The organism is Synechococcus sp. BIOS-E4-1 (assembly GCF_014279995.1).
In the GTDB taxonomy this organism is placed as follows: domain Bacteria; phylum Cyanobacteriota; class Cyanobacteriia; order PCC-6307; family Cyanobiaceae; genus Synechococcus_C.
Map to the genome: position 1 here is coordinate 279,895 of NZ_CP047935.1, position 20,032 is coordinate 299,926.

Here is a 20,032-nt window from a genome sequence, read left to right on the forward strand (position 1 = left end):
GATCGGATGAGGGTTTTGATTTTCACGTCGAGTGGTGGCACAGCCCATGACGCCGCCGCCTATGCGATAGAGGCCTGGCTCAAGCGCTGGGATCCAACCGGTGAGGTGTGGGTTGAGCATGTGCTGGAAAATGCCAGCGTTTTTACCCGCGCGGGAGTTGCTCTCTACAACTGGATTCAGCGCCATGGGCCCTGGATGCATCAGATCTATTGGCGTGTTGTGGAATGGGAAGACGTCACCAAGCCAGGAACCCTGCTCGCTGGGCGCTTTTACGTGATTCGTCTGTTGCGGCGTTTGCAGCCGGATTTATTGATTTCCACCCACCCTCACATCAACCGCGGTCACTTCGATCTGGCGAAGCGGGTTGTTCCAGGTCTCCGCTGCATCACCTGTTGCACGGAGTTGGAGGGCGGCTTTGGCTTCAGTCGCAACTGGCTGACGCAACGAGCTGAAGCGTTCTGGACCCTCTCCCAGGAAGTCAGCGATGACGTGCGCCGACGTGGCTACCGCTCCTTGCCGACCCCGGCGCTTGGGCCGTTGTTTGATCCCGCTTTTGAGGAGGAGCTGGAGCGCGAGATTTCAGAGAGTGACATCGAGCAGCTGCCACTTCTGGTGCTGGGAGCTGGGGCTAATGGGGCCAATAACCACATCCGTTTGCTGGAGACCCTGCTGCCCTTGGCGGGGAAGATCAGGGTTGTCGCCCTCTGCGGCCGTCGTCAGGCGGCATTTCGACAGGTTCAGGCCTGGGCGGCGCAGCATCCTCAGCTGAAGGTTGAGCCGTTGGTTTTTCAAGACCCAGCAGCGATGGCATTGCTCTACAGAACAGCCTGGGCCATGGTGGCGCGGCCAGGGGCACGAACATCCACGGAGGCTCTGGCCTCTGGTTGTGTGCTGATTTTCAATGGGTTTGGCACAACGATGCCTCAAGAATTATTGGCCCGTCGCTATTTCCAGGCTCGCGAGATCGATCGCTGTATCCGTCAGCCCCAAGACCTCGTTGCACTATGTCGGAGCTGGCTTGAACAGCCACACCTATATCAACAGCTGAAGGCACGCATGCAGCGTCACCGACTCAGCGCCAATCGGGACGCGATTCGCCAGCTTCTCTTCAACGGTCCACAGGCACTGGTCTGATGTGGCTCCAGTCTTCTTCGTCGTGAGTTGAAGGAGTGAATGACGTGCACCCACTCACTTCGAAGTGGAGTGCATTGCTCCCCTAATTGTTCTTAGATCTTTCCAGTGGCTCAGAGATCCAATCGCCTGTTTCGCTACCTCTGGGGCGGTCAGCTGATTTCCAATCTGGGAACTCAGACGAGTCTCTATGGCATCGGTCTTTGGTTGTTTGCTCAGTCTGGCCAGTTACTCGACTTTGGCCTGGTGGCCATGGTGGTGCAGGCGGCACGTTTGTTGGCGTTGCCGCTGTTTTTACGCGTTTTCCCGGCATGGCGTCCAGGCCGTTTGATGGTGCTCTGCCATGCCACGGGTGCAGTGTGCACTGCTTTGTTGGCTGTGGTGTTGCTTGGCTCTTCCGCTGATGAGCCACCTCGGTTGCTCGGCGTTCTGGCGATTCAAGCTTTGGCCGCAGTGGCTGAAGCGGTGTTGGTGGTGCGTCTCTCCAGCCTGATTCCGCTGCTGATCTCCGATCAGGAGCGTTTACAGCGAGCCAATGGATTGTTCGCCACCGTGGATGGCTTAGTGATCACCATGGCTCCCTTCCTGGGGAGCTGGCTTGTCGCCAGTCAGGGCCTGGGCGGTGTGCTGCTGCTTGATGGAATCAGTTTTTTGTTGGCCCTGCTGAGTGTTCTGGTCGCTCCCTGGTCGCAGGCCATGCAGCAGCACGATTGGGCCGTCCCTGAGGCGTCCAATCAGCTCATGGCTCCTGGCACTTGGAATCGTTTGCTTGCGCTCTGGCAGCGTTCCTTCCCAGCCCGCTCAGCTCTTGTTTTCACAGCGCTCACGGCATTTGTGTATGCCTCTCTGGAAGTGCTTTTTCCTGCTTGGGTGGCGCTGGCCTATGCGCCTGAGCGGATGGGTTGGGTTCTGATCACAGGCTGCTTGGGGTATTTGATCGGGTTTGCTGGCTGGCGATGGCGATTGGGGCAGCAGTGGCGAACTGTCCTGCCCTTGAGCCTGATCATCCAGGCGCTGATCTTGATGGGCACTGGATTGCAAGCCTTTGCGCATCGACCCGTGGTTTGGTTTGGAGCTGTCTTGGTGTTCAGTGCGGCCTTGCCCGTTGTGATGGCAGCACTTCACCAGGCCTGGGTGACCCTGGCTCCCCGGGACGCACTGCCTCGCTACTTTTCACTGCGCTATGGCTGCGAATGGTCAACCCGTTTGTGCGCCTTTCTGGGCGTACCTCTGCTGGTTGACCATGGATTGCGCCCGGCACTCAATTGGCCTCTGTGGCCAGCTTGGTTAACAGAGAGTCTTGGCACCGGGGAGGGTCGTGTGATGGCGATTGCCATCGGTGGTCTTGGCTGGGTGATTGCCGGCGGCCTGTCTTGGAAACACCTTTGTTTGGGTGCAAAACCATCCAATGTCCAGGCGGAAGGTCTTTGAAGTTGATGCAGCATCTGCATCAGCCTTTGTAGTAGCTAAGTGCCTCAGATCACCGAAATCGCCCTTACCAACAACTGTTTTGGATGTTCCTGAAGTTTCCTCGACCAAGCGCAGTGACCAAAGCATGGGCGTCTGGGGGGGGCGCTGGTTTTCAATGGAGTCGGATCTAAAAGGCTCAAGGAACGTTGGCTCTTCAGTCTTTGCCAGTCAGTGGGATTGTTTGCTGCATGGGCAATGTCGAGGAGCTCCTGCCGCTCTCGCCTCGCTGGCTCCACCCACTGAATGGTTTCCGTGAGGATGTTCGTTCCATGCGCCTGAACGGGCTGCATGTCCCCGGCGCATGAATCAGCAGATCCGTCCGGTTTCCTCAGTGCACGAGCCCATCGCGGTTTTGGGGATGGGCTGCCGTCTGCCTGGCGGGGTCGAGAGTCCTGAACAGTTCTGGCAACTGTTGGCTGAAGGACGGGAGGCGATCGCTGAGATTCCCTCAGACCGCTGGGATCTTCAGCTTCACCATCATCCTGATCCGCGCACGCCGTTGCACCAGCATGTACGCCGAGCGGGCTTGGTGGATGGGATCGACCAGTTCGATCCAGCCTTGTTTGGCATTAGCAGCAGGGAAGCCCAATGCATGGACCCTCAGCAGCGCCTGTTGCTTGAGGTGTGCTGGAGGGCGATGGAGGCGGGAGCCCAGCCCATGGAGCAGTTGCGTGGACGCTCAGTGGGAGTGTTTATGGGCATTTCCAGCTCGGATTACCGAGCTCTGCTTTGGGCCTCTGAAAATCAATACCTCACGCCTGATAACGAACCTTTCATTCTTACCGGCAACACCGGTTCCATTGCGGCCAACAGGATTTCCTATGCCTTTGATCTCAAAGGGCCCAGCTTCACCGTGGATACGGCTTGTTCCTCGTCGTTGGTGGCGTTGCATCTGGCTTGCGAGAGCCTGAGGAGGGGTGAGTCGGAGCTGGCCTTGGCTGGCGGTGCTCAGGCGTTGATTCACCCCGCCATTCAGATGAGTTTCTGCAAAGCCGGTTTGCTGTCGCCCGAGGGGCGTTGCCGCAGTTTTGATGCGGCGGCTGATGGTTATGTGCGTTCTGAAGGGGCGGGGGCTGTGCTGCTCAAGCCGTTGGCGGCGGCTTTGCGTGATGGTGATCCGATTGAAGCTGTGATTCGTGGTACGGCGGTGAATTCCGATGGGCGCAGTAAGGGCCTGGCCGCACCCAGCAAAAAAGCGCAGATCGCTTGTGTGCAAGCCGCCTATCAGGGCTCTGGCTTATCCCCGGCTTCAGCGCAATTGGTTGAAGCCCACGGCACCGGCACTCGCCAGGGGGATCCCATTGAACTTAGGGCCCTTGGAGCGGTGCTGGGGCAGGAGCGGCCAAGCACTGACCCTTGTTTGCTGGGCTCAGTGAAAACCAATGTGGGTCATTCGGAAACCGCTGCAGGCATTACGGGTTTCATCAAAGCCGTGTTGTGTCTGAGGCAGCGCATGGTGCCTGCCAGCCTTCATTACAAGCGGCCTAATCCCAGCGTGGATCTGCCTGCTCTAGGTCTGAAGGTTGCGACAACGCTGCAACCTTTCCCAAGACCTGAGCAGGAACTGGTGGTCAGTGTCAGCTCGTTTGGATTTGGTGGCACCAACGCTCATGCTGTTTTGAGCAGTGCTCCTGTTGAGCTTTCTCAACCCACGTCAACGTCGTTATCAGCGCCTTCGTGGCATTTGCTCTGGTTGAGCGCGCGCAACGAGGAAGCACTTGATCTGCTTCGTCCACAAACAGCGGATTGGCTTGAAGATCATGCTGCTTTTCGCTTGCAGGACCTCTGCGCCAGCATTCATCTGCGACGCTCCCAATGTCCCCATGCGCTGGGGTTGATTGCGAGCAGTGTTCAAGACCTGGTACGCCAGTTGCGCGGGCAAGAGCCTGCGGCGTGGACTGGTGTCGTTGCTGCGCGTGGACCTGGGGTGTTGCCAGAGAGGTTGAGAGATCTGCAACAACAGACTCTGTCTGAGGGTGCCGTTGGTTTTGAGCAGCTCCAGCAGCTTGTTCAGGCTTTGGCTCAGGGAGCCCCGATAGATTGGTTGGCATGGCATCAAGGTGCTTCCTGGCATCAGCTGCGGCCGCCAGGTCATCCCTTTCTGCGTTCACGTTTTTGGTGGACGCCACGTGATCACGGGCTGGATCAAGGTAAAGCCAGTCTTTGGTTGGATCACGTCGGCTTTGGCAGCAGTGTCACCGCTGAGCAGTCTGGACTGGCTTTACAGAAGTTGGACCTTCCAGGAGCGTCAGAGCATTGGCAAACAGTGTTGGATCCGGCTGATGCTCGCGACCTTCCTGACCATGCGTTGTGCGGCTATCCCCTGTTTGCGGCAGCGGGTTATCTCGCCCTTCTCATGGATTGGTTGAACGATCAACAACAGCCACTTCAATGTGCTGATTTCAATCTCGATCGTCCGCTGTGGCTCAACGCTGGATCGGTCCAGCTGCAGGCTGTACGCGACGGTGATGCGTTCAGCTTCCATGCCCGCTCCCCTCAGGCCGAAGACGGCGGCAGCTGGCAGCTCCATGGCCAGCTTCGGCTGACAACAGCTGCTGATCAATCCATCCACCCACTGCCGGTATTGGTGTTTGACGGTGGTGCCGACCTTGATATCTCCAGCTTTTATCGCTCCCTGAAGAGTCTTGGGCTGGATTACGGCAACTGCTACCGGCCGCTTGTTGCTATGCAAGCGAACGCCACTGGCGCCGAAGCCCTGCTGCATCGTCCTGAGGCGGCGGCTGATCGCAGCCTGATCGATGGTTTTTTTCAACTGGTGGCTGCGGTTCTTGCCCAAACGCATGCCAATGGCCAATTACTACTCCCTGTGGGAGTGGAGCAGATGCAGATGTTGCGATGGCCATTGCCTGACCAGCTGCGTTGTCGCTTACAACTTCGCAAGGACGATCACAGCCAGGGAGATGACGGAAGTCGTGCGCACTTGACCGCTGACTTGGATGTTCTTGATCTCTCCGGGGACCTGATCGGTGCGATCCGTGGCCTGCAGTTCCGGCGTCTGACGCGAACGTTGCTGGAGTTGATGTTGCCTGAGGATCCTTCCAGACCTGCCGCGCAACTCCTGGAGGAGCATTGGCAACCCCTTGCGGCACATGCACTCAGCGACTGGAGCCCAGGAGCGGCTGAGCCCATCAGCCTGATTGCGATTGGTCCACTGCCAGATGCCGTTAGGGAATGGAGCGAGCAGCAGGCGATCACGCCTTTTGAACTGGATCCACAAGCGGATCCTCAATCGGTGACTTCAGCGCTGGTGCAACAACTCCAGGCGCTTGCTCTAACTCAGCCGCGCCAGGTGCTGTTGTGGATGTCGGCTTTCTCCACCCCTGCTGCTGAGGCGGTCCAGGCGGCAGTGCGTTCCTTGTCCCAGGACTGTTCCGCATGGCGTTGCAGCACGATCACAGCGTCCCTTCCTGCCCTGGCTGCAGGGCTGTCATCCGCTGAGTGGCACCAGCTTTTGGCTGCCACCGCCGGTGATGCTGAGGTCCGCTGGTGTGGTCCTGATCGCATTGAAACCCGCAGTTTTCAGCCGATTGATCAAGAGCGTTTTCGCATGCTCTCCGATGGAACTGGTCGACTTGAGGGGCTGCTGAAGGCGCCCTTGCCGCTGGCGCGTCTTCTGCCAGGAGAGCTGGAGTTGGCGGTGGAGGCCACGGGGCTGAACTTTCGCGATGTTCTCAACGCTTTGGGGCTTCTGCAAAGTCACAATCAATCCCTCGGGCTGAGAGCCAATGCTCAATTGCCGTTCGGTGGTGAAGCCGTCGGGAGGGTGGTCGCTGTCGGCCCTGGGGTGGATTCCTCGTTGGTGGGCCAGCGAATGCTTGCCGCGCTCACCCTTGGAAGCCTGGCAAGCCATGTGACGTGCAGAGCAGTGCTCTGCGTGCCCTGGCCGGAAGAGTTGGATCCCGTGCTGGGGGCGAGCCTTTCAACGGCCTATCTCACGGCAGAGCATGGGCTTGAGCAGCTGGCCCGGCTTCAAGCTGGAGAAACGGTTTTGATTCATGCGGCTGCCGGTGGTGTGGGGCAGGCAGCTGTGCAGGTGGCCTTGCGCTGCGGTGCTCGCATCCTGGCCACCGCCAGTGAGGCCAAACAGGCTGGATTGTTGGAGCAAGGCGTGGAGGCGGTCTTCGATTCCCGCTCCACTGATTTCGGTGACAAGGTGCTCAAGCACACCGAAGGCCGCGGCGTTGATGTGGTTCTGAACAGCCTGAAAGGTGAGTGGGTGGATGCCAGCTTCCAGACGCTTGCTTCCGGCGGGCGCTTTGTAGAGCTTGGCAAGCTGGAGATCTGGAGCGATCAGCAGGTGCGCGAGCGACGGCCTGATGTGGGCTATTTCCGCTTTGACCTGCTGGAAGTGGCTGCTCGCGATCCACAACCCTTGAGGCAGCGATTGCTGCGATTGGTGGCGGCGGCCCAGGAGCAAACCCTGCCCGCTTTGCCGGTCTCAGCCTTTGCTTTGAAACAGTGCAAGGACGCTTTTCGACGGATGTCGCAGGGCAAGCATGTGGGCAAGTTGGTGATCACTCTGCCCAGGCAAGCCCCTCCTTGTGCCATTTGCACCAACGGCACCTATTTGGTTGTGGGTGCTTTTGGAGGGATCGGGCAACGTTTGCAGTCCTGGTTGGTGGATCGGGGGGCGCGCTCGTTGTTGTTGGTGGGCCGACGTCTGCCCGCACCAGGCTCGGTCTCTGCCGAGTGGTTGAACCGCCTTCGTTCTCAGGGTGTGCAGGTTGAGGCGCTCGGCTGGGACGACCTCCCTCAAGCACTCGCGCGGTTACCTCAGGACATGCCGCTGCGTGGCGTCTTCCATGCTGCTGGAGTGCTGAAAGATCAGCGCGTCGGTGAGATTGAATGTTCCAGTCTCAATGCCGTGTTTGAGGCAAAACTGTGTCCCCAGCAGCAGCTGGACAAGCTTCAAAAGTTGCAGCCAGCAGCTTTTGAACACCTCGACTTCCAGGTGATGTTCTCGTCCATTGCCGCGGCACTGGGTTCGCCTGGCCAGTTGGTCTATGGGGCTGCCAATGGGGCTGTTGAATCCAGCTGCCGCAATGCGGACTCCGTAGGGCCGGTTCAGCTGGCGATTCAGTGGGGGCCTTGGGCTGGTTCGGGCATGGCTGCAGGGTTGGAGCGGCGCTTTGAATCCGTTGGCCTGCATCTCCTGGCTGAAGACGAAGCGTTGTCGGCTCTGGAGTCATTGCTGCAACGAGGCCGTGGCGGAGTGGTGACGGTGATGGCAGCCGATTGGCCGCGGCTTGTCAGTCAGGCCTTGCCCCGCCAGGCGGCTTGGTTCCGGTCCCTGATCCATGAACTTCCAGGCCGATCAGAAGCCCAGGTTCGCGCTCAATTGGAGGCCTTGGCAGCGGATCAGCGCAGACCCTGGCTGCTGTCGACGCTTCAACAACTTCTGGCCGCGGTGATGGAAGAACCGGAAGCTCAGCTCGATGCTCAGGCCAGCCTGTTTGATTTAGGACTCGATTCGCTGATGGCGGCAGAGTTTGCTGCCGAAGTGCAGCAAGCATTGGGCTGGCGCCTTGATCTGGCTGCGTTCAGCGATGCTCCCTGCCTGGATGATGTGGCCAGCATGGCTCTCGAGCGCTTGTTGCCAGACGGCTCGGCAGCGGCACCGGAGGAATTGGATCTTGATCAGGAGGCTCAGCTGGACGAGAGTTGGTCATTGCCGGAGCTCTCGCCCGTTGCGGCGCCTGGAGAACAAGTTCTGCTGACTGGCGCAAGCGGTTTCCTGGGCGCCTATCTCCTGGCGGGGCAACTCTGCCAATGGCCGGATTTGCGGGTTCGCTGTTTGGTGCGGGCGGCCTCTGAGCAGCAAGGCATGGAGCGATTGGAGCAGAACCTGCGCCGCTACGGGCTTTGGCAGCAGTCCTGGCAAGAGCGCTTGGAGGTGGTTCTTGGTGATCTGGCTCAGCCTCGGTTGGGTTTGGATGCCGATCAGTTTGCTGCCCTTGGAAGGGGCATTGGCGGCATCCTCCACAACGGTGCCCAGTTAAGTCAGATGGCGAGCTATGCCCAATTGGCAGCCACCAATGTGGGCGGAACGCGTGAGCTTCTGCGTCTAGCCGCTGCGGACACACCAAAACGCTTCGCCTTGATCTCCAGCGTGGCGGTGTTTGAGGCCGATGCCTGCCGGGATCAGTTGATTCTGGAAGACGATCTTCTTGAGGATTGGCAGGGAATCCAGCTCGGCTATTCCCAAACCAAATGGGTCACGGACCGGATGGTGCGCCGCGCTTCAGCATCCGGACTGCCTGTTTCGATCTACCGGCCCCCGTTAATTGCAGGTCCATCCTGCGGAAGTGCCTGGCACCAAGGTGACTTGCTTCAGCGCCTTCTTCAGGGCTGCTTGGCGTTAGGTGCTTCGCCTGATTTGGCCTGGGAATTGGATGTGGTGCCTGTTGATTACGTCGCTGATTCAGTGTCGGCTTTGGCCTGGAGTGATGAGGCACAAGGCCGTGCTTTCCATCTTCAGCATCCTGAACCGCTCCTGCTCACCACTTTGTTGAGGCAACTCACCGATGGCTTGGATGGTTGGCGCGTTTTGCCGATGCAGCAATGGATCGCTGAGATTGAGCGCAGTTCCGGCAATCCTCTCCAGCCTTTGCTGCCCTTCCTTCAGCAGAGCTGGGGTGAAGATGGGCTGACCTATCCCGAGCGCAACTGTGTGGGTCAGCGGGCTCGTCCCAGTTGTGCCTTCACGGCTCAGGTGCTGGAGACCCATGGCGTGAGCTGCCCCCCCTGGCATCAGTTGATTGGGCCCTGGGCTTCAGTGCTGCTTCAGCGGGAACAACTGGCTCGCTGATGCCATCCTCGTTGTTGCTGTTGGCCCTATGGCTTGCGCAAGCCCTGCTTGTCTTTGCCTTCAGCCAACGTTTGCGGGGTTTGCGTCGCTCGTCCGATCCAGCATCTCTTCCTGAAGGTGCTTGGCCTCCCTTGGAAGTGGTGTTGTGTTTGCGCGGTGCTGATGCCTGCCTGCCGCGGTTGCTGGAGGCGTTGGCTGCTCAGACCTATCCAGCTCCCTGGCGCTTGCAGGTGGTGGTAGATAGCGATCAGGATCCTGCCTGGGCCATGATTAGTCCATGGCGAGCTCATGAAGATGCAGCCTGGGCTGAGTTGCGCTGCTGCACCCTTCTTCAGCGCCCAGGCCAGGGGTCGTTGAAATGCGCAGCACTAAGCCAGGCCTTTTCTCAGATTCACCCCAGCAGCGCTTTGGTTGTGCTTCTGGATGCCGATATTCGTTTCCCAGCCAACGGCCTGGAACGTTGTGCGCTCTCTTGCCTCCAACCAGGAGTGGGTGCCATCTCTGGGAATCGTTGGTTTAGTCCCCCTGCACCCAGCTTGGGCGCTCTTCATTGGAGCAGCTGGACGCGAGCCGTTTGGAATGCAGGTGCTGTGGTGCTGATGACGCTCCTGCAGATTCCCTGGGGCGGCACCCTTTGCGTTCGTCGTGAGCTGGTGGAGGCCGGTGATTGGAGCGAGCTTTTAAAGCGTGGGTTGTGTGAAGACACGGGTTTGCTTGGTCCATTGCGGCAGTTGGGGTTGGGCTACCGCTTTGAACCAAGCCTGCTGATGCTGGATCCCGATCCAGCCCAGCCCATGCTGCCGTTGGGCCGTTGGATCACCCGTCAATTGCTCACAGCTCGCCTGCATCACCCCGCTTGGCCACTGGTGGCCTTCCATGGCCTGAGCAGCGTGCTGTTGTTGGCGTTTGCTTTGTTTCAAGGAGCCTGGTTAGCAGTGCTGATCTATGAGCTGGGATGTGTGTGCCTGCTCTGCTGGATCCAAGTTCTGCTGCGCCCTCAGGACCCTGTTCGGATTTGGGGTTGGATCGTGGGACTGCTCTCCGGACAATTGGTGGATGGACTGGCCACCTTGGCGGCCGTGTTCACGCGCCATGTTTCATGGCGTGGTGTCGACTATGCCTTGCATCTCAGGCCATCTCGCGTGGTGCTTCGCAGAGACCGGGGTGTTGAGGTTTAGTTGTTGGCCTGCATCAGCCCACTGAGGCGTTGCATCGATTCACGCAAGCTGTTGCGAGTGAGTTCAGCGAAGACCGGTTGCAGCATGCCTGGCAGCTCAGGAACCAGGGTGATGCTGTGACGCAGACGCGTTCCCGTTGGTGTTGGCGTGATCGTCCAGCTGCCATTGAGCTTGCGAATGCGATCGCCATTGAGCATGTGAAAGTTGATCGCCGTTTTTGGGCTTTCTTTCACGGCCAGGGTTGCGCTGATCGTCAAGCCAAAGGTGTACGGCGCTTGATAGGTCTGGCGCATGCGAATCAGATTGCCTTGACGACTCAGAATCTGGACCTTGCTGATGTCAGGCATCGCCTCTCCCGTGGCGACATAGTTCGTGAGCACTGTCCAGGCACGCGCTGGTGACACCGGCAGTGTCATGACAGCCGTACGGGTGTTGCCTGACTGTTGGATCTGGATCGACGTTGCTTGCGCAGCATCCGCTGGCGTTGTTGGTAGATGTGTCAGCACGATCCCCAGCCCGAGCAATGTTGATCGCAGGTGAGGCTGGATGGTCATGGCAGTGAATCGAGCAGACGAGTTGAAGAAGACTGGATCATCGTGCAGGCGACGCACGTACTTCCTCAGCGGGTTTGACCCCCGTGGTGTGGCGCATTATCAGCGTTTATTTGCGCGGCTGATGAAACAGCGTGGTTGGCGTTTGGGGTCTCGCCAGGAGGGTGAAAGGATCACCCGCTGGCCCTTGTTGGATCCTGAGGTTGATCAACACTATGAGCTTGCTTTTTTGCATTGGGATGACATTGCCCGTGCCAACTGGCCAAAGCACCCCCGGCCGTTGCTGACCCAGTTGCTGGGATTTGCGCGGGCCTATCTGCTGCAGGGGGGAGTCGTGCGTACGGCGCGGTTGTGCCCTGGTGTGGCTCTTTGCGGGCTTTACCCCGTCATGGTTTTGATTTTGGTCACGCTTGCAGCGATTGCCGCTGGAGTCTTGGCTGCCTTGCTCTGGCTTCCATTGGCACCGTTGGTGGTGGCTGTGGTGCTATGGCAAGGATGGAGACTGGCGGATCGCTTGGGTGTGGTGTGGCTCTGTCGCTCCATCTTGTTCACCCATCGCCTGGGCAGCCTGAGAGACACGATGTTGCGCCAGCGGGTGCAGGAGTTGGTGGAGGCATTGCTGGCTTTGGAACAGATCAATCCCGCTGATGAAATTCTGTTAGTGGGTCATAGTTCCGGATCGTTTGTGTTGGCGATGGTGGCAGCTGAACTGCGACGCCATCCCAATTCCATGGCAGTCACATCCAGGTTGCGTTTGCTGAGTCTGGGCCAGAACCTGGCCAATCTGGGCTTGTATCCGGGTGCGGAGGCTTTTCGCGATGATCTTCAGACGCTGGCGATTAAACCCTGTTTGCCCTGGCTGGATGTCACCTCCTTCGATGATCTGTTGTGTTTTGCGGGAGTGAATCCCTACCAAGCCTGTGGTTTGCCTGTGCCAACGAGTGAGGGCAGTGACTACCCGCGGATGCAGCTGCTGAATCTGCGTCAAGTCAACGGTTTACAGCGCAAGCGGCAATGGCTGGCCCAGTTGTTTGATCTCCATTTCGACTATTTGACCAATCCAGCCGCGGGCCTGGATCTCTGCGGACTGATGACTGGTGAGGTCACGATCTGATGGCCATTACACCCCCTTGGCCAAAACCCTTGCCCTACACCGCCAATGTGTTGCGGCGCCTGAAGCGGGGATGGAGCAGTTGGTTTGGTTTGCTCAATGAATGGGATTTCCGCATCGCTCTCGGTGAGCTCAATCTTCTGGGCCTGAGAGTGTTTTTGGTGAATGATCGAACACTGCTCAGGCGCGTGCTTGTGCAGGAGGTGGAGGCCTTCCCGAAGCACCCCTACACGCTGTGGATTCTTGAACCTCTGATTGGCCGAGCGATTTTTTCTGTCAATGGAGACGAATGGGCACGCCAGAGGCGCTTGGTTGATCAGGCGTTTCAGGTGGCCCAGTTGGAGCAGGTGTTTCCTGCGATGGAGGCTGCAAAAGACGCCATGTTGCAGCGGCTTGTGCAGCAGCTCTCCGAGCAAGGCGATTGCGGCCAGCAAGGAGCTGGAATCGATATCGAAGCAGCGATGACCTGGGTCACCGCTGATGTGATCGTGCGCACAATCCTCAGCAGACCGGTGCAGGAGGGAGAAGCGCGTGTGGTGTTTGAGGCCTTTGGGCGCTATCAACGCAAGGCCGCCCGGGCACTGATCTTGCGTTTTGCGCGCTTGCCACGGCGTTGGGTGCAGCGCTCGCTGACACGCGATGCGCTGGTGATTCGCCATTGGATCCAAGGCGTGATCGAGGAGCGACTCGCGCAGCCTGAGACTGTTGTGAAGGATCTGCTGGGTGCCCTGCTTGCCGCCGTGGATCCTCAAACCGGTACTTCCTTCACGGCCGAGGAATTGGTGGATCAGATTTGCTTCCTGTTTCTGGCCGGTCATGAAACCTCAGCCAGTGCCTTGAGCAGTGCCTGTTGGCTGTTGGCTCTGGATCAAGAGGCTCAAGGCCAGTTGCATGCAGAGGTGGCATCTCTCCCTGAGACTGTGACGCACCAAAGCTTGAGGCAGTTGCGCTATGGAGCTGCGGTGTTTCAGGAAACCTTGCGCCTCTATCCGCCGGTGAGTTTCTTTATTCGTGAACGCGTCAATGAAGACACCGACTTCTCGGTTCCATCGATGGAATGCCCGCAGCAAGCTCCCGCGATCAGTCGTTGTCCGGTTGGATCGTTGTTGACGTTTTCGCCTTGGGTGATTCATCGCCATGACGACTACTGGCCGGAACCTCACCAATTCCGTCCCGAACGTTTTCTGGATGGCAGCGCGACGAATCAGGAGATTCTTTGCCGCAAAGAAGCTTGGCTCCCCTATGGCCTAGGTCCGCGCAAATGCCCCGGAGCCGCGTTTGCCCAACAGGAAGCCTTGTTGGTGCTGGCTGAACTCATCAAGCACTTTCAGCTCTTCCCTGGAAGTGAGAACTCAGGCCCTCAATGGACTGGAAGGCTTACGTTGCGCAGTGCATCGGGTGTTGTGTTGAGGCTTGTTCCGAGATCACCGGTTAAAAACCGATGAGTAATCGTCCGCCCCAGCGCACCTGTTCGGCGTTGATTAACTGACCAATATCAAGCAGCGAGGCAGCGGTACTTCCGTAGGCCTCAAGCGCCACGCTGTCTGTGGCATGCCAACGAAGCCCCAGGGTGCCGTTGCTTTGGGACAGTTGATTGATCACGACATTGCCTTCGGGTACGAGCTCCCAACCAGGGAAGAGTTGGAGATTGGAACTGATCCCTAAGCCCCAAAGGTTGCCTGCTCCGCTCAAGGCCACTTTGGGGTTGAAGTTGATCGCCAATCCCTCGGTTGCTTCCCAGGTCGCCATGGTTTCTGCGAACACATAGCCCTGGCCGCTGCTGCTCTCTTGATTGCTTCTTCCCAGGGTGATACGCCCCCCTCCCCAGAAGGGAGCACCACGGAGAGGACTAAAGGCCACCGCTTTGCCGCCGATGCGCCAGTTCCAAGCTCCATCGTTGGCGTAGAGGCGGGCCTGGGGCGTGGTCTGGGGCACGTTGTTGTAAAGCCCTCCGCTGAACAGAGTCAGCTGGAAGATGTTGGAGAGGGAATAGCCAACGAACCCGTTGAGGTTTCCTCCGCTATCAGCATTGATCCAAGCCTCTGTGTTGGTGTCCGGTGGCACCAGGGCGGTGTTGACCGTGAGTCCTCCTTTGGCCAAGGATTGCTGTCTGGGCGCCAGCGGTACCTGGGGGGTGTCTGCAGTACCCGGCGTGAACACGAAGCTGGCGGAATAGCCAATCTTGTTATCGGAGGGCAAAGCGAGCAATGCAGTCGCTGGTGTTGCTCCGAAGCCATTGGTGATCAAGCCTTTGAGCCCGATTCGCGGATTGAGATCCCAGTTGATCCCTGCGGACAGAATGGGAACGCGAGAAAAAACCAGATCTGCATCGAAGCTGTTGGTGCCGCTACCGATCGGTTGGGCGATGCTGGCGGTGAATCCCAGCTCCGGGAACGGTTGGAACAGAATTCCACCACTGACGTAGGGGTTGGTTCCATAAAACGTGCCAGCTCCACCCTGTCCAGCACCTTGGGTTGAAGGCAGAAAGCTCACACCCGGAGCAAAGCTGAATTGCCACTGTTTGCTTGCTTGCCAACTCGCAGGAAGGCTGAGGGATCCAACGAAGTTGCGGGTGAAGACTCGGCTGCCGGAGTCATTGAAAATGTTGGGGCTGGCGTTATTTCCCGAGTCAGAGAACGAGTCGTCTCCGCCACTCCCCACTTCCCAGGCTTCAAGTGAGCCACTGATGGCCAGCTTCCAGTTGTTCTGGTTGAGAAGTTGCCACTGGGCCGCGGCCCCGTAGCTCTGCCAAAAATTGGCCGGTTGGATGGCGAAACCGGTGAGTGGGGCGTTGAGCGGGTCGTCGGCCTGACTAATAAAAAATGACAGCATCAGGCTGTCGTTAAAGCCAACGTCAAGATTGATCGAATAATTCTGATTGCCAGTGCCTGCAGCACTTTTGAAGGGCGAAATAGTCCCAAACGAGATGCGCCACTGATCAGCGGGCAGGGTTTCTGCCGTGGGAACGGAAGGTGAAAGTCGCAGTAGCGGTTGATAGTCGCTGGGTTTCAGAGGAATGGTGCTGAGCAGCGCTTCGACTTCTTCCACGCTGGCGGGTGGTTTTACTTCAGTTGTCGATGCAGCTTCCGCAGTTGGAAGATTGGTCACATCCTCAGCGTCCAGCAATTCCCAAGCCACAATCGTCGATGGTTGATCTTGTTCCTCCGATTCAGGAACAACCTGCCAAGAAACAGTCTTTAGCGACGGATTTTTCTCGTCTGTGTTATGTACAGGTTCCCAGACAACAGGAGGGGGGGTGATGATAGGCGAGTCGATGACCTCCCACAGGATCTGCGCGTGTGTTGCTTGAGGCAGTCCGCCTCCCACTCCGATGGTTAAAAAGGAGCTGGAAATCAGAAGCCTGCGCATTCTGCTGTGGAAAGGTGGCGCGTACTTCACCCCAGATCAAGTTCAGGATCCAGCAGCACCCAACCGGCAAGTGGAGCTCCCTGAAGAGCAAGTTTTTGGCTGAATTGCGACAGCTGGGTGCGAGTCACAACTCCTGGTGCTGCGAGGAGAAGTTGGGTGGCGCATTCGCTTGTTTTTCGCAAGTCGGCACTCACGACCAGATCGCGGCCTTTGAGAGCGCGGCTTAGCTCTTCGCTAAAAGCTTGTAGTTGGTCACTTGGAATGTTGCCCAAGGGGATGAGGGCGATGGCAGTGTTTCCACCGGTTTCCGCCAGGGGGCCCGAGGCGAGCAGGTCCGCTGCATCGGTCCAGGTGTCCTGTGCCATGGCAGACAGGTGCTTCAGAAGCGGACATGGCAGCAGGCTCTGCAGTTCATCAGTGCTGAATACCAGTCCTGTGCGGCGATCCACAACAAGGGATACGCCGCTGCCGAGAACAATTCCAGCGAGCAATCCCAGAGCCATCATTCTTTTTTTGCGAGGGGCTACAGGGTTGTCGAGAAGGGTTGGTGTTGAGATCAGCTCCCAGGGTTCCTCGTTGCGTGCTTGCTCAAGAGCAAAAACCTGACGTTCGGCTTCTAACCGAGTCAGAGTTGCCTCATCTCGGGCTGCAGTACGCAGGAGTTCTCGATATTTGATTAACACTCCTTTGGGTCTTTCAGCCGCAGCAAGTCGAGCTTCGGCTGCTGTGCGCTGGGCGTAGAGGTAGCCGTAGGTCTGACGTTTGAACACTTCAATGAGCAGTCGTCGTCGTTCTAAGAGCCGTCGAATCGAATCATCCTTGTCGGTGTATTTGGCCCTGAGAAGAGCTAATTGAGTATCGAGTTGATCGAGAGTTTGAGGAAGGCCCTGGGAGGCGAGCTCGGGGATATTACGCCCGAGGTACATCAAAGTTTCGGGGTTGTCATTGAGTTGGTTCAGTTGCTTGAGCTGCTCGTTAATATTACGGATTTCATTGGCCGCCTGAACTCGGATCGCTTCAATGTTGATTGCATTTTTGATTTCATTGTCGCTCTCGCCATCCCCTTGGAGGGCGGTGAGGTCTTGTTCGATAGCGAAGTTTTGAGCTGTTTTTAAAGATGTAACACTTTTATTTTGATATATGCCGATCTGCTCGTCGAGGTAACTGATGGCCTGGCTAATCCCCTTTGCTCTATCTCGGCCCGAGTAGCTCTGGTAAGCCTTGGAAATACGATTGATTACGGGCAGAACAAGTTCTTTGTCAGTATCGCGATATTCAAGATTGAGAACTGATGTGCCTTTTTCCAGTTCGATTGATAAGTTGTCTTCAACCCAGTTTTTATATCGCCACTTACTGACATCTTCGCCTGATTTGGCTTTTTGGATTTTGACGAAATCAAAAATGGGTTTCAAAACTGAAGGGCTTTCAAGAATCTGCACTTCAGTCTCCAAGTCGCTGGAACCAGCTCCTACGCCAATCAGATTGGCTAATCCTGGGTTAGACTGCAGCAGAGACATTGCCCGACTAGATGTCTCTGTTTCATTTTGGAGCACGATCTGAAACTGACCTTCCCAAACGGGATTTCGAGTAAATGCGTAAAGGCCTGACAGCACAAGAGTGGCCGCAGCAATTTTTGCAATTAAAAATTTGTGGCGCAACAATGCTCCGGCAACTTGCCTTAGATCAATTTCGTCGTCAGCTTGAGCGCTTGCAACATTCACTGTTTGGCTTGAGGAAGGATTCTTTGTCATTGGCCCAACTCATTGAAAAGTGAATAAACGGAGTAGAGCCCAACAAATGGTCCGGTCAATTCATTCAATACACCGACTGCTCCACTCAAGATAGAATCCTGGACGCGAATTAAATCACCAGCTGCCAAAACTGGATTGGTGGGTGCGTCAGCAGCTGCGCCGGGTTGATAAGCGAATATTCTCCTGTCGATCGTGCCTTCTTGGTTGAAACGCACAAATTCCACCTTGCCCTTAATGATTTTCATCCCCCCTGCCAAGGATATAGCCTGGTTGAGAGAGCTCCCTTGAGGAACTTGCACGCCACCAGGAATGTTGACGCGTCCGGTGACAAAAACTTCAAGGAATTGTGGGCTGAGATTCGATTGCCCAGCTTTTAAAAGTTGATCTTTCAGCACTACAGAACTCCTGCCGACGCTCAGCACATCACCATCAAAGAGACGGATGTTTTGCGACTCGTTCCCTTCGGTGATCAGAGAAAGGAAGTCAAGATTGGTGCGGATGCGACCGCCACCTAAGCCTGCAGCCCGTTTGCGTGTGACCTGCACTTCAGCGAGCTTTGAATAGGGGGTGATGCCTTGCGCCGCTCGAATTGCATCAAAGACGGTGGGGAACACTGCTGCAAACGTCCCTAAACCATTTGCTCCTGGGCTCTGGGAAGCACTACCAGGCAACTGCCGCATGACCCTGCGGGCGATCTCGGTTGCACTACCTCTCGTCAGAATGTTGGTTTCTGCTGATTCGGATATGCGAGTGAGATCGTTGCTCCCACTGAGGGTGTAGTAACCAGGTCGCCTGACCTCTCCGCCTACGTAAACGCGGATCGGTCGGTACTTGACTGGGCGCACATACACCTGAGGGTCTCTCACATAAGTACGAAACTGCTGCGTGAGGAAGTAGCGAAGTTCCTCGACTGTGAGCCCCTCGACGTAAAGGGCACGCAGTCGAGGCAAGTAAAGGGTTCCGTCGGGACCGATCGAAGTCGTTTGGCTGAGTTCTGGCAGATCAAGCAACTCGATCTGAAGACCATCACCTGGACCAAGAATGTAGGCGTCGTAGGAGATCTGAGCGCGCTGTTCTAGTGGGAGAGGTTGTTGCCTATTCGTTGTCTCTTCGATTTCAATGATTTGCTGCGCATTCACCGCGACTGGTGGAAGAGTTACTAAGACGCCAGCGGCGATTGCCGATAGGAAACGGATTTTCAGCAATGCTGAACCGATCAGTGGACGAGAACTTATGGCATCCCGCTCCTAGATGAAAGCGGTTAGTAGCCAGGGATGGAATTGGGTTGAGTGAGGATGGTGATGCGGCCCGGCAAAATGGCCCCACCGAAGAGGCAAAGGTTTGAGTCATCTGCAGAGCCTTCGAGGCATGGTTGACCTTCTGCCTGATCAGACCCGCCTTTGGCAAGCGGTGGAGGCTGAGGCTCGTGCCCATTTCTTGCGCTCTGGTGTCGAGGAGATTCGGACGCCTTTACTTGAGGTGACTGATCTTTTTGCTCGGGGGATTGGTGAAGCCACTGACGTGGTGGGTAAGGAGATGTATTCCTTCCTTGATCGTGGTAATCGTTCCTGCACGCTGCGCCCTGAGGGCACCGCCTCGGTTGTTCGAGCTGCAGTGCAACACGGCCTGCTGGGTCAGGGGGCTCAGAGGTTTTGGTATTCAGGGCCTATGTTCCGCTATGAGCGTCCTCAGGCCGGCCGTCAGCGTCAGTTTCATCAGATTGGTGTTGAATTTCTTGGAGTGAGTACCCCTCGCAGTGATGTTGAGGTGATTACGTTGGCCTGGGATCTGCTTTGTGCGCTCGGTGTGTCTGGTCTGCAACTGCAGATCAACAGCCTTGGCACTTTGGAGGATCGTCTTAGGTACCGACAACAGCTGGTGGACTGGCTTGAAGTTCGTAAGTCTCAATTGGATGCTGATTCTCAGCAGCGTTTGACGACCAATCCTTTACGCGTCCTCGATAGCAAGAACTCAACGACTCAGGCACTGCTCGCAGATGCACCCACCTTGCTGGATGCTCTAGGTGAAGAAAGTTCACTGCGTTTTCAGTCTGTGCAGGGTTTGCTGAATCAGTTGGCGATTCCTTTCCAGCTCAATACTCGGCTTGTTCGTGGCCTTGACTATTACGGCCACACGGCTTTTGAGATCACCAGCGATCAGCTCGGTGCTCAAGCAACTGTGTGCGGCGGTGGTCGATATAACGGTTTGGTGCAACAGCTGGGAGGTCCTCCCACGCCTGCAGTGGGTTGGGCGCTTGGAATGGAAAGGCTGATGCTGGTGCTGGAAGCGGCAGCATCTGCTGACGCTGATGGGGTTGCATCAAGCCTCATGTCTGTAAAAGCACCAGATCTTTATCTAGTGAACCGCGGCGAGCAAGCTGAAGCTTTCGCTTTGGGACTGGCAAGGCAGTTACGTGCTGCTGGAGTATCGGTTGAACTTGATGGCTCAAGTGCTGCTTTTGGAAAGCAGTTCAAGCGTGCAGATCGCTGTGGTGCTGCTTGGGCTGTGGTGATTGGTAATGATGAGGTTGATTCAGGTCAACTGCGACTTAAGCCATTGCGCGTGAAAGGCGAAGACCGTCTAGTTGAGATTGATGCACCTTCTCAAATTGTAGATGTCTTGCGTAACCGTATTTAGTGGTT

11 protein-coding genes are annotated in these 20,032 nt (G+C 57.0%); 7 read left to right on the forward strand and 4 right to left on the reverse strand.

The annotated features are described in order from the left end of the window. Positions 1 to 6: 6 nt before the first annotated feature. From SynBIOSE41_RS01180 to SynBIOSE41_RS01195, 4 genes are all read left to right on the forward strand, one after another. Entirely contained in the window at positions 7 to 1,134 is a 1,128-nt protein-coding gene (locus tag SynBIOSE41_RS01180) for a hypothetical protein (protein WP_186539331.1), read from the forward strand. A 105-nt stretch (positions 1,135 to 1,239) separates the two neighbouring features. Next, positions 1,240 to 2,562 carry an MFS transporter gene (locus SynBIOSE41_RS01185; protein ID WP_186539332.1) on the forward strand — a complete coding sequence of 441 codons (1,323 nt, stop codon included), beginning with the start codon at positions 1,240 to 1,242 and terminating at the stop codon, positions 2,560 to 2,562. A 340-nt stretch (positions 2,563 to 2,902) separates the two neighbouring features. Beyond that, the gene (locus tag SynBIOSE41_RS01190) at positions 2,903 to 9,430 is read left to right on the forward strand and encodes a thioester reductase domain-containing protein (protein ID WP_186539333.1); all 6,528 of its coding nucleotides are present in this window, start codon (positions 2,903 to 2,905) and stop codon (positions 9,428 to 9,430) included. Next, positions 9,430 to 10,608, forward strand: a complete 1,179-nt coding sequence (locus tag SynBIOSE41_RS01195; protein ID WP_186539334.1) for a glycosyltransferase family 2 protein — start codon at positions 9,430 to 9,432, stop codon at positions 10,606 to 10,608. The genes SynBIOSE41_RS01190 and SynBIOSE41_RS01195 overlap by 1 nt, the downstream gene beginning before the upstream one ends. Here SynBIOSE41_RS01195 and SynBIOSE41_RS01200 read toward each other — a convergent pair. After that, positions 10,605 to 11,162 carry an SRPBCC family protein gene (locus tag SynBIOSE41_RS01200; protein ID WP_186539335.1) on the reverse strand — a complete coding sequence of 186 codons (558 nt, stop codon included), beginning with the start codon at positions 11,160 to 11,162 and terminating at the stop codon, positions 10,605 to 10,607. The two genes, SynBIOSE41_RS01195 and SynBIOSE41_RS01200, sit on opposite strands and share 4 nt — an antisense overlap. Between SynBIOSE41_RS01200 and SynBIOSE41_RS01205 the strand changes: the two genes are divergently transcribed. Both SynBIOSE41_RS01205 and SynBIOSE41_RS01210 read left to right on the forward strand, forming a co-directional pair. Next, a complete protein-coding gene (locus SynBIOSE41_RS01205; RefSeq protein WP_186539336.1) occupies positions 11,161 to 12,273 on the forward strand; it encodes a hypothetical protein in 1,113 nt (370 codons plus the stop codon). The genes SynBIOSE41_RS01200 and SynBIOSE41_RS01205 overlap by 2 nt on opposite strands. After that, entirely contained in the window at positions 12,273 to 13,715 is a 1,443-nt protein-coding gene (locus tag SynBIOSE41_RS01210; RefSeq protein ID WP_186539337.1) for a cytochrome P450, read from the forward strand. The genes SynBIOSE41_RS01205 and SynBIOSE41_RS01210 overlap by 1 nt, the downstream gene beginning before the upstream one ends. Here the strand turns inward: SynBIOSE41_RS01210 and SynBIOSE41_RS01215 are convergent. The 3 genes from SynBIOSE41_RS01215 to SynBIOSE41_RS01225 form a co-directional block, all read right to left on the reverse strand. After that, a complete protein-coding gene (locus SynBIOSE41_RS01215) occupies positions 13,702 to 15,408 on the reverse strand; it encodes a hypothetical protein (protein ID WP_186539338.1) in 1,707 nt (568 codons plus the stop codon). The two genes, SynBIOSE41_RS01210 and SynBIOSE41_RS01215, sit on opposite strands and share 14 nt — an antisense overlap. A gap of 257 nt (positions 15,409 to 15,665) precedes the next feature. After that, complete coding sequence (locus tag SynBIOSE41_RS01220) at positions 15,666 to 17,390, reverse strand: Wzz/FepE/Etk N-terminal domain-containing protein (protein WP_186539339.1); 1,725 nt, start codon at positions 17,388 to 17,390, stop codon at positions 15,666 to 15,668. Further along, positions 17,387 to 18,595: a polysaccharide biosynthesis/export family protein gene (locus tag SynBIOSE41_RS01225; protein ID WP_255475893.1), complete on the reverse strand. Its 1,209-nt coding sequence runs from the start codon at positions 18,593 to 18,595 to the stop codon at positions 17,387 to 17,389. Before SynBIOSE41_RS01225 ends, SynBIOSE41_RS01220 begins: the two co-directional genes overlap by 4 nt. A gap of 136 nt (positions 18,596 to 18,731) precedes the next feature. On the opposite strand from SynBIOSE41_RS01225, the gene hisS reads away from it, so the two are divergent. Then, on the forward strand, positions 18,732 to 20,027 hold the full coding sequence (gene hisS / locus SynBIOSE41_RS01230; RefSeq protein ID WP_186539340.1) for a histidine--tRNA ligase: 1,296 nt from the start codon (positions 18,732 to 18,734) through the stop codon (positions 20,025 to 20,027). Positions 20,028 to 20,032 lie beyond the last annotated feature (5 nt).

Coding starts and splice junctions, on each gene's coding strand:
- SynBIOSE41_RS01200 (WP_186539335.1), bottom strand. CDS start 11,162: ATGACCATCCAGCCTCACCTGCGATCAACATTGCTCGGGCTGGGGATC.
- SynBIOSE41_RS01195 (WP_186539334.1), top strand. CDS start 9,430: ATGCCATCCTCGTTGTTGCTGTTGGCCCTATGGCTTGCGCAAGCCCTG.
- SynBIOSE41_RS01190 (WP_186539333.1), top strand. CDS start 2,903: ATGAATCAGCAGATCCGTCCGGTTTCCTCAGTGCACGAGCCCATCGCG.
- SynBIOSE41_RS01205 (WP_186539336.1), top strand. CDS start 11,161: ATGGCAGTGAATCGAGCAGACGAGTTGAAGAAGACTGGATCATCGTGC.
- SynBIOSE41_RS01210 (WP_186539337.1), top strand. CDS start 12,273: ATGGCCATTACACCCCCTTGGCCAAAACCCTTGCCCTACACCGCCAAT.
- SynBIOSE41_RS01180 (WP_186539331.1), top strand. CDS start 7: ATGAGGGTTTTGATTTTCACGTCGAGTGGTGGCACAGCCCATGACGCC.
- SynBIOSE41_RS01220 (WP_186539339.1), bottom strand. CDS start 17,390: ATGACAAAGAATCCTTCCTCAAGCCAAACAGTGAATGTTGCAAGCGCT.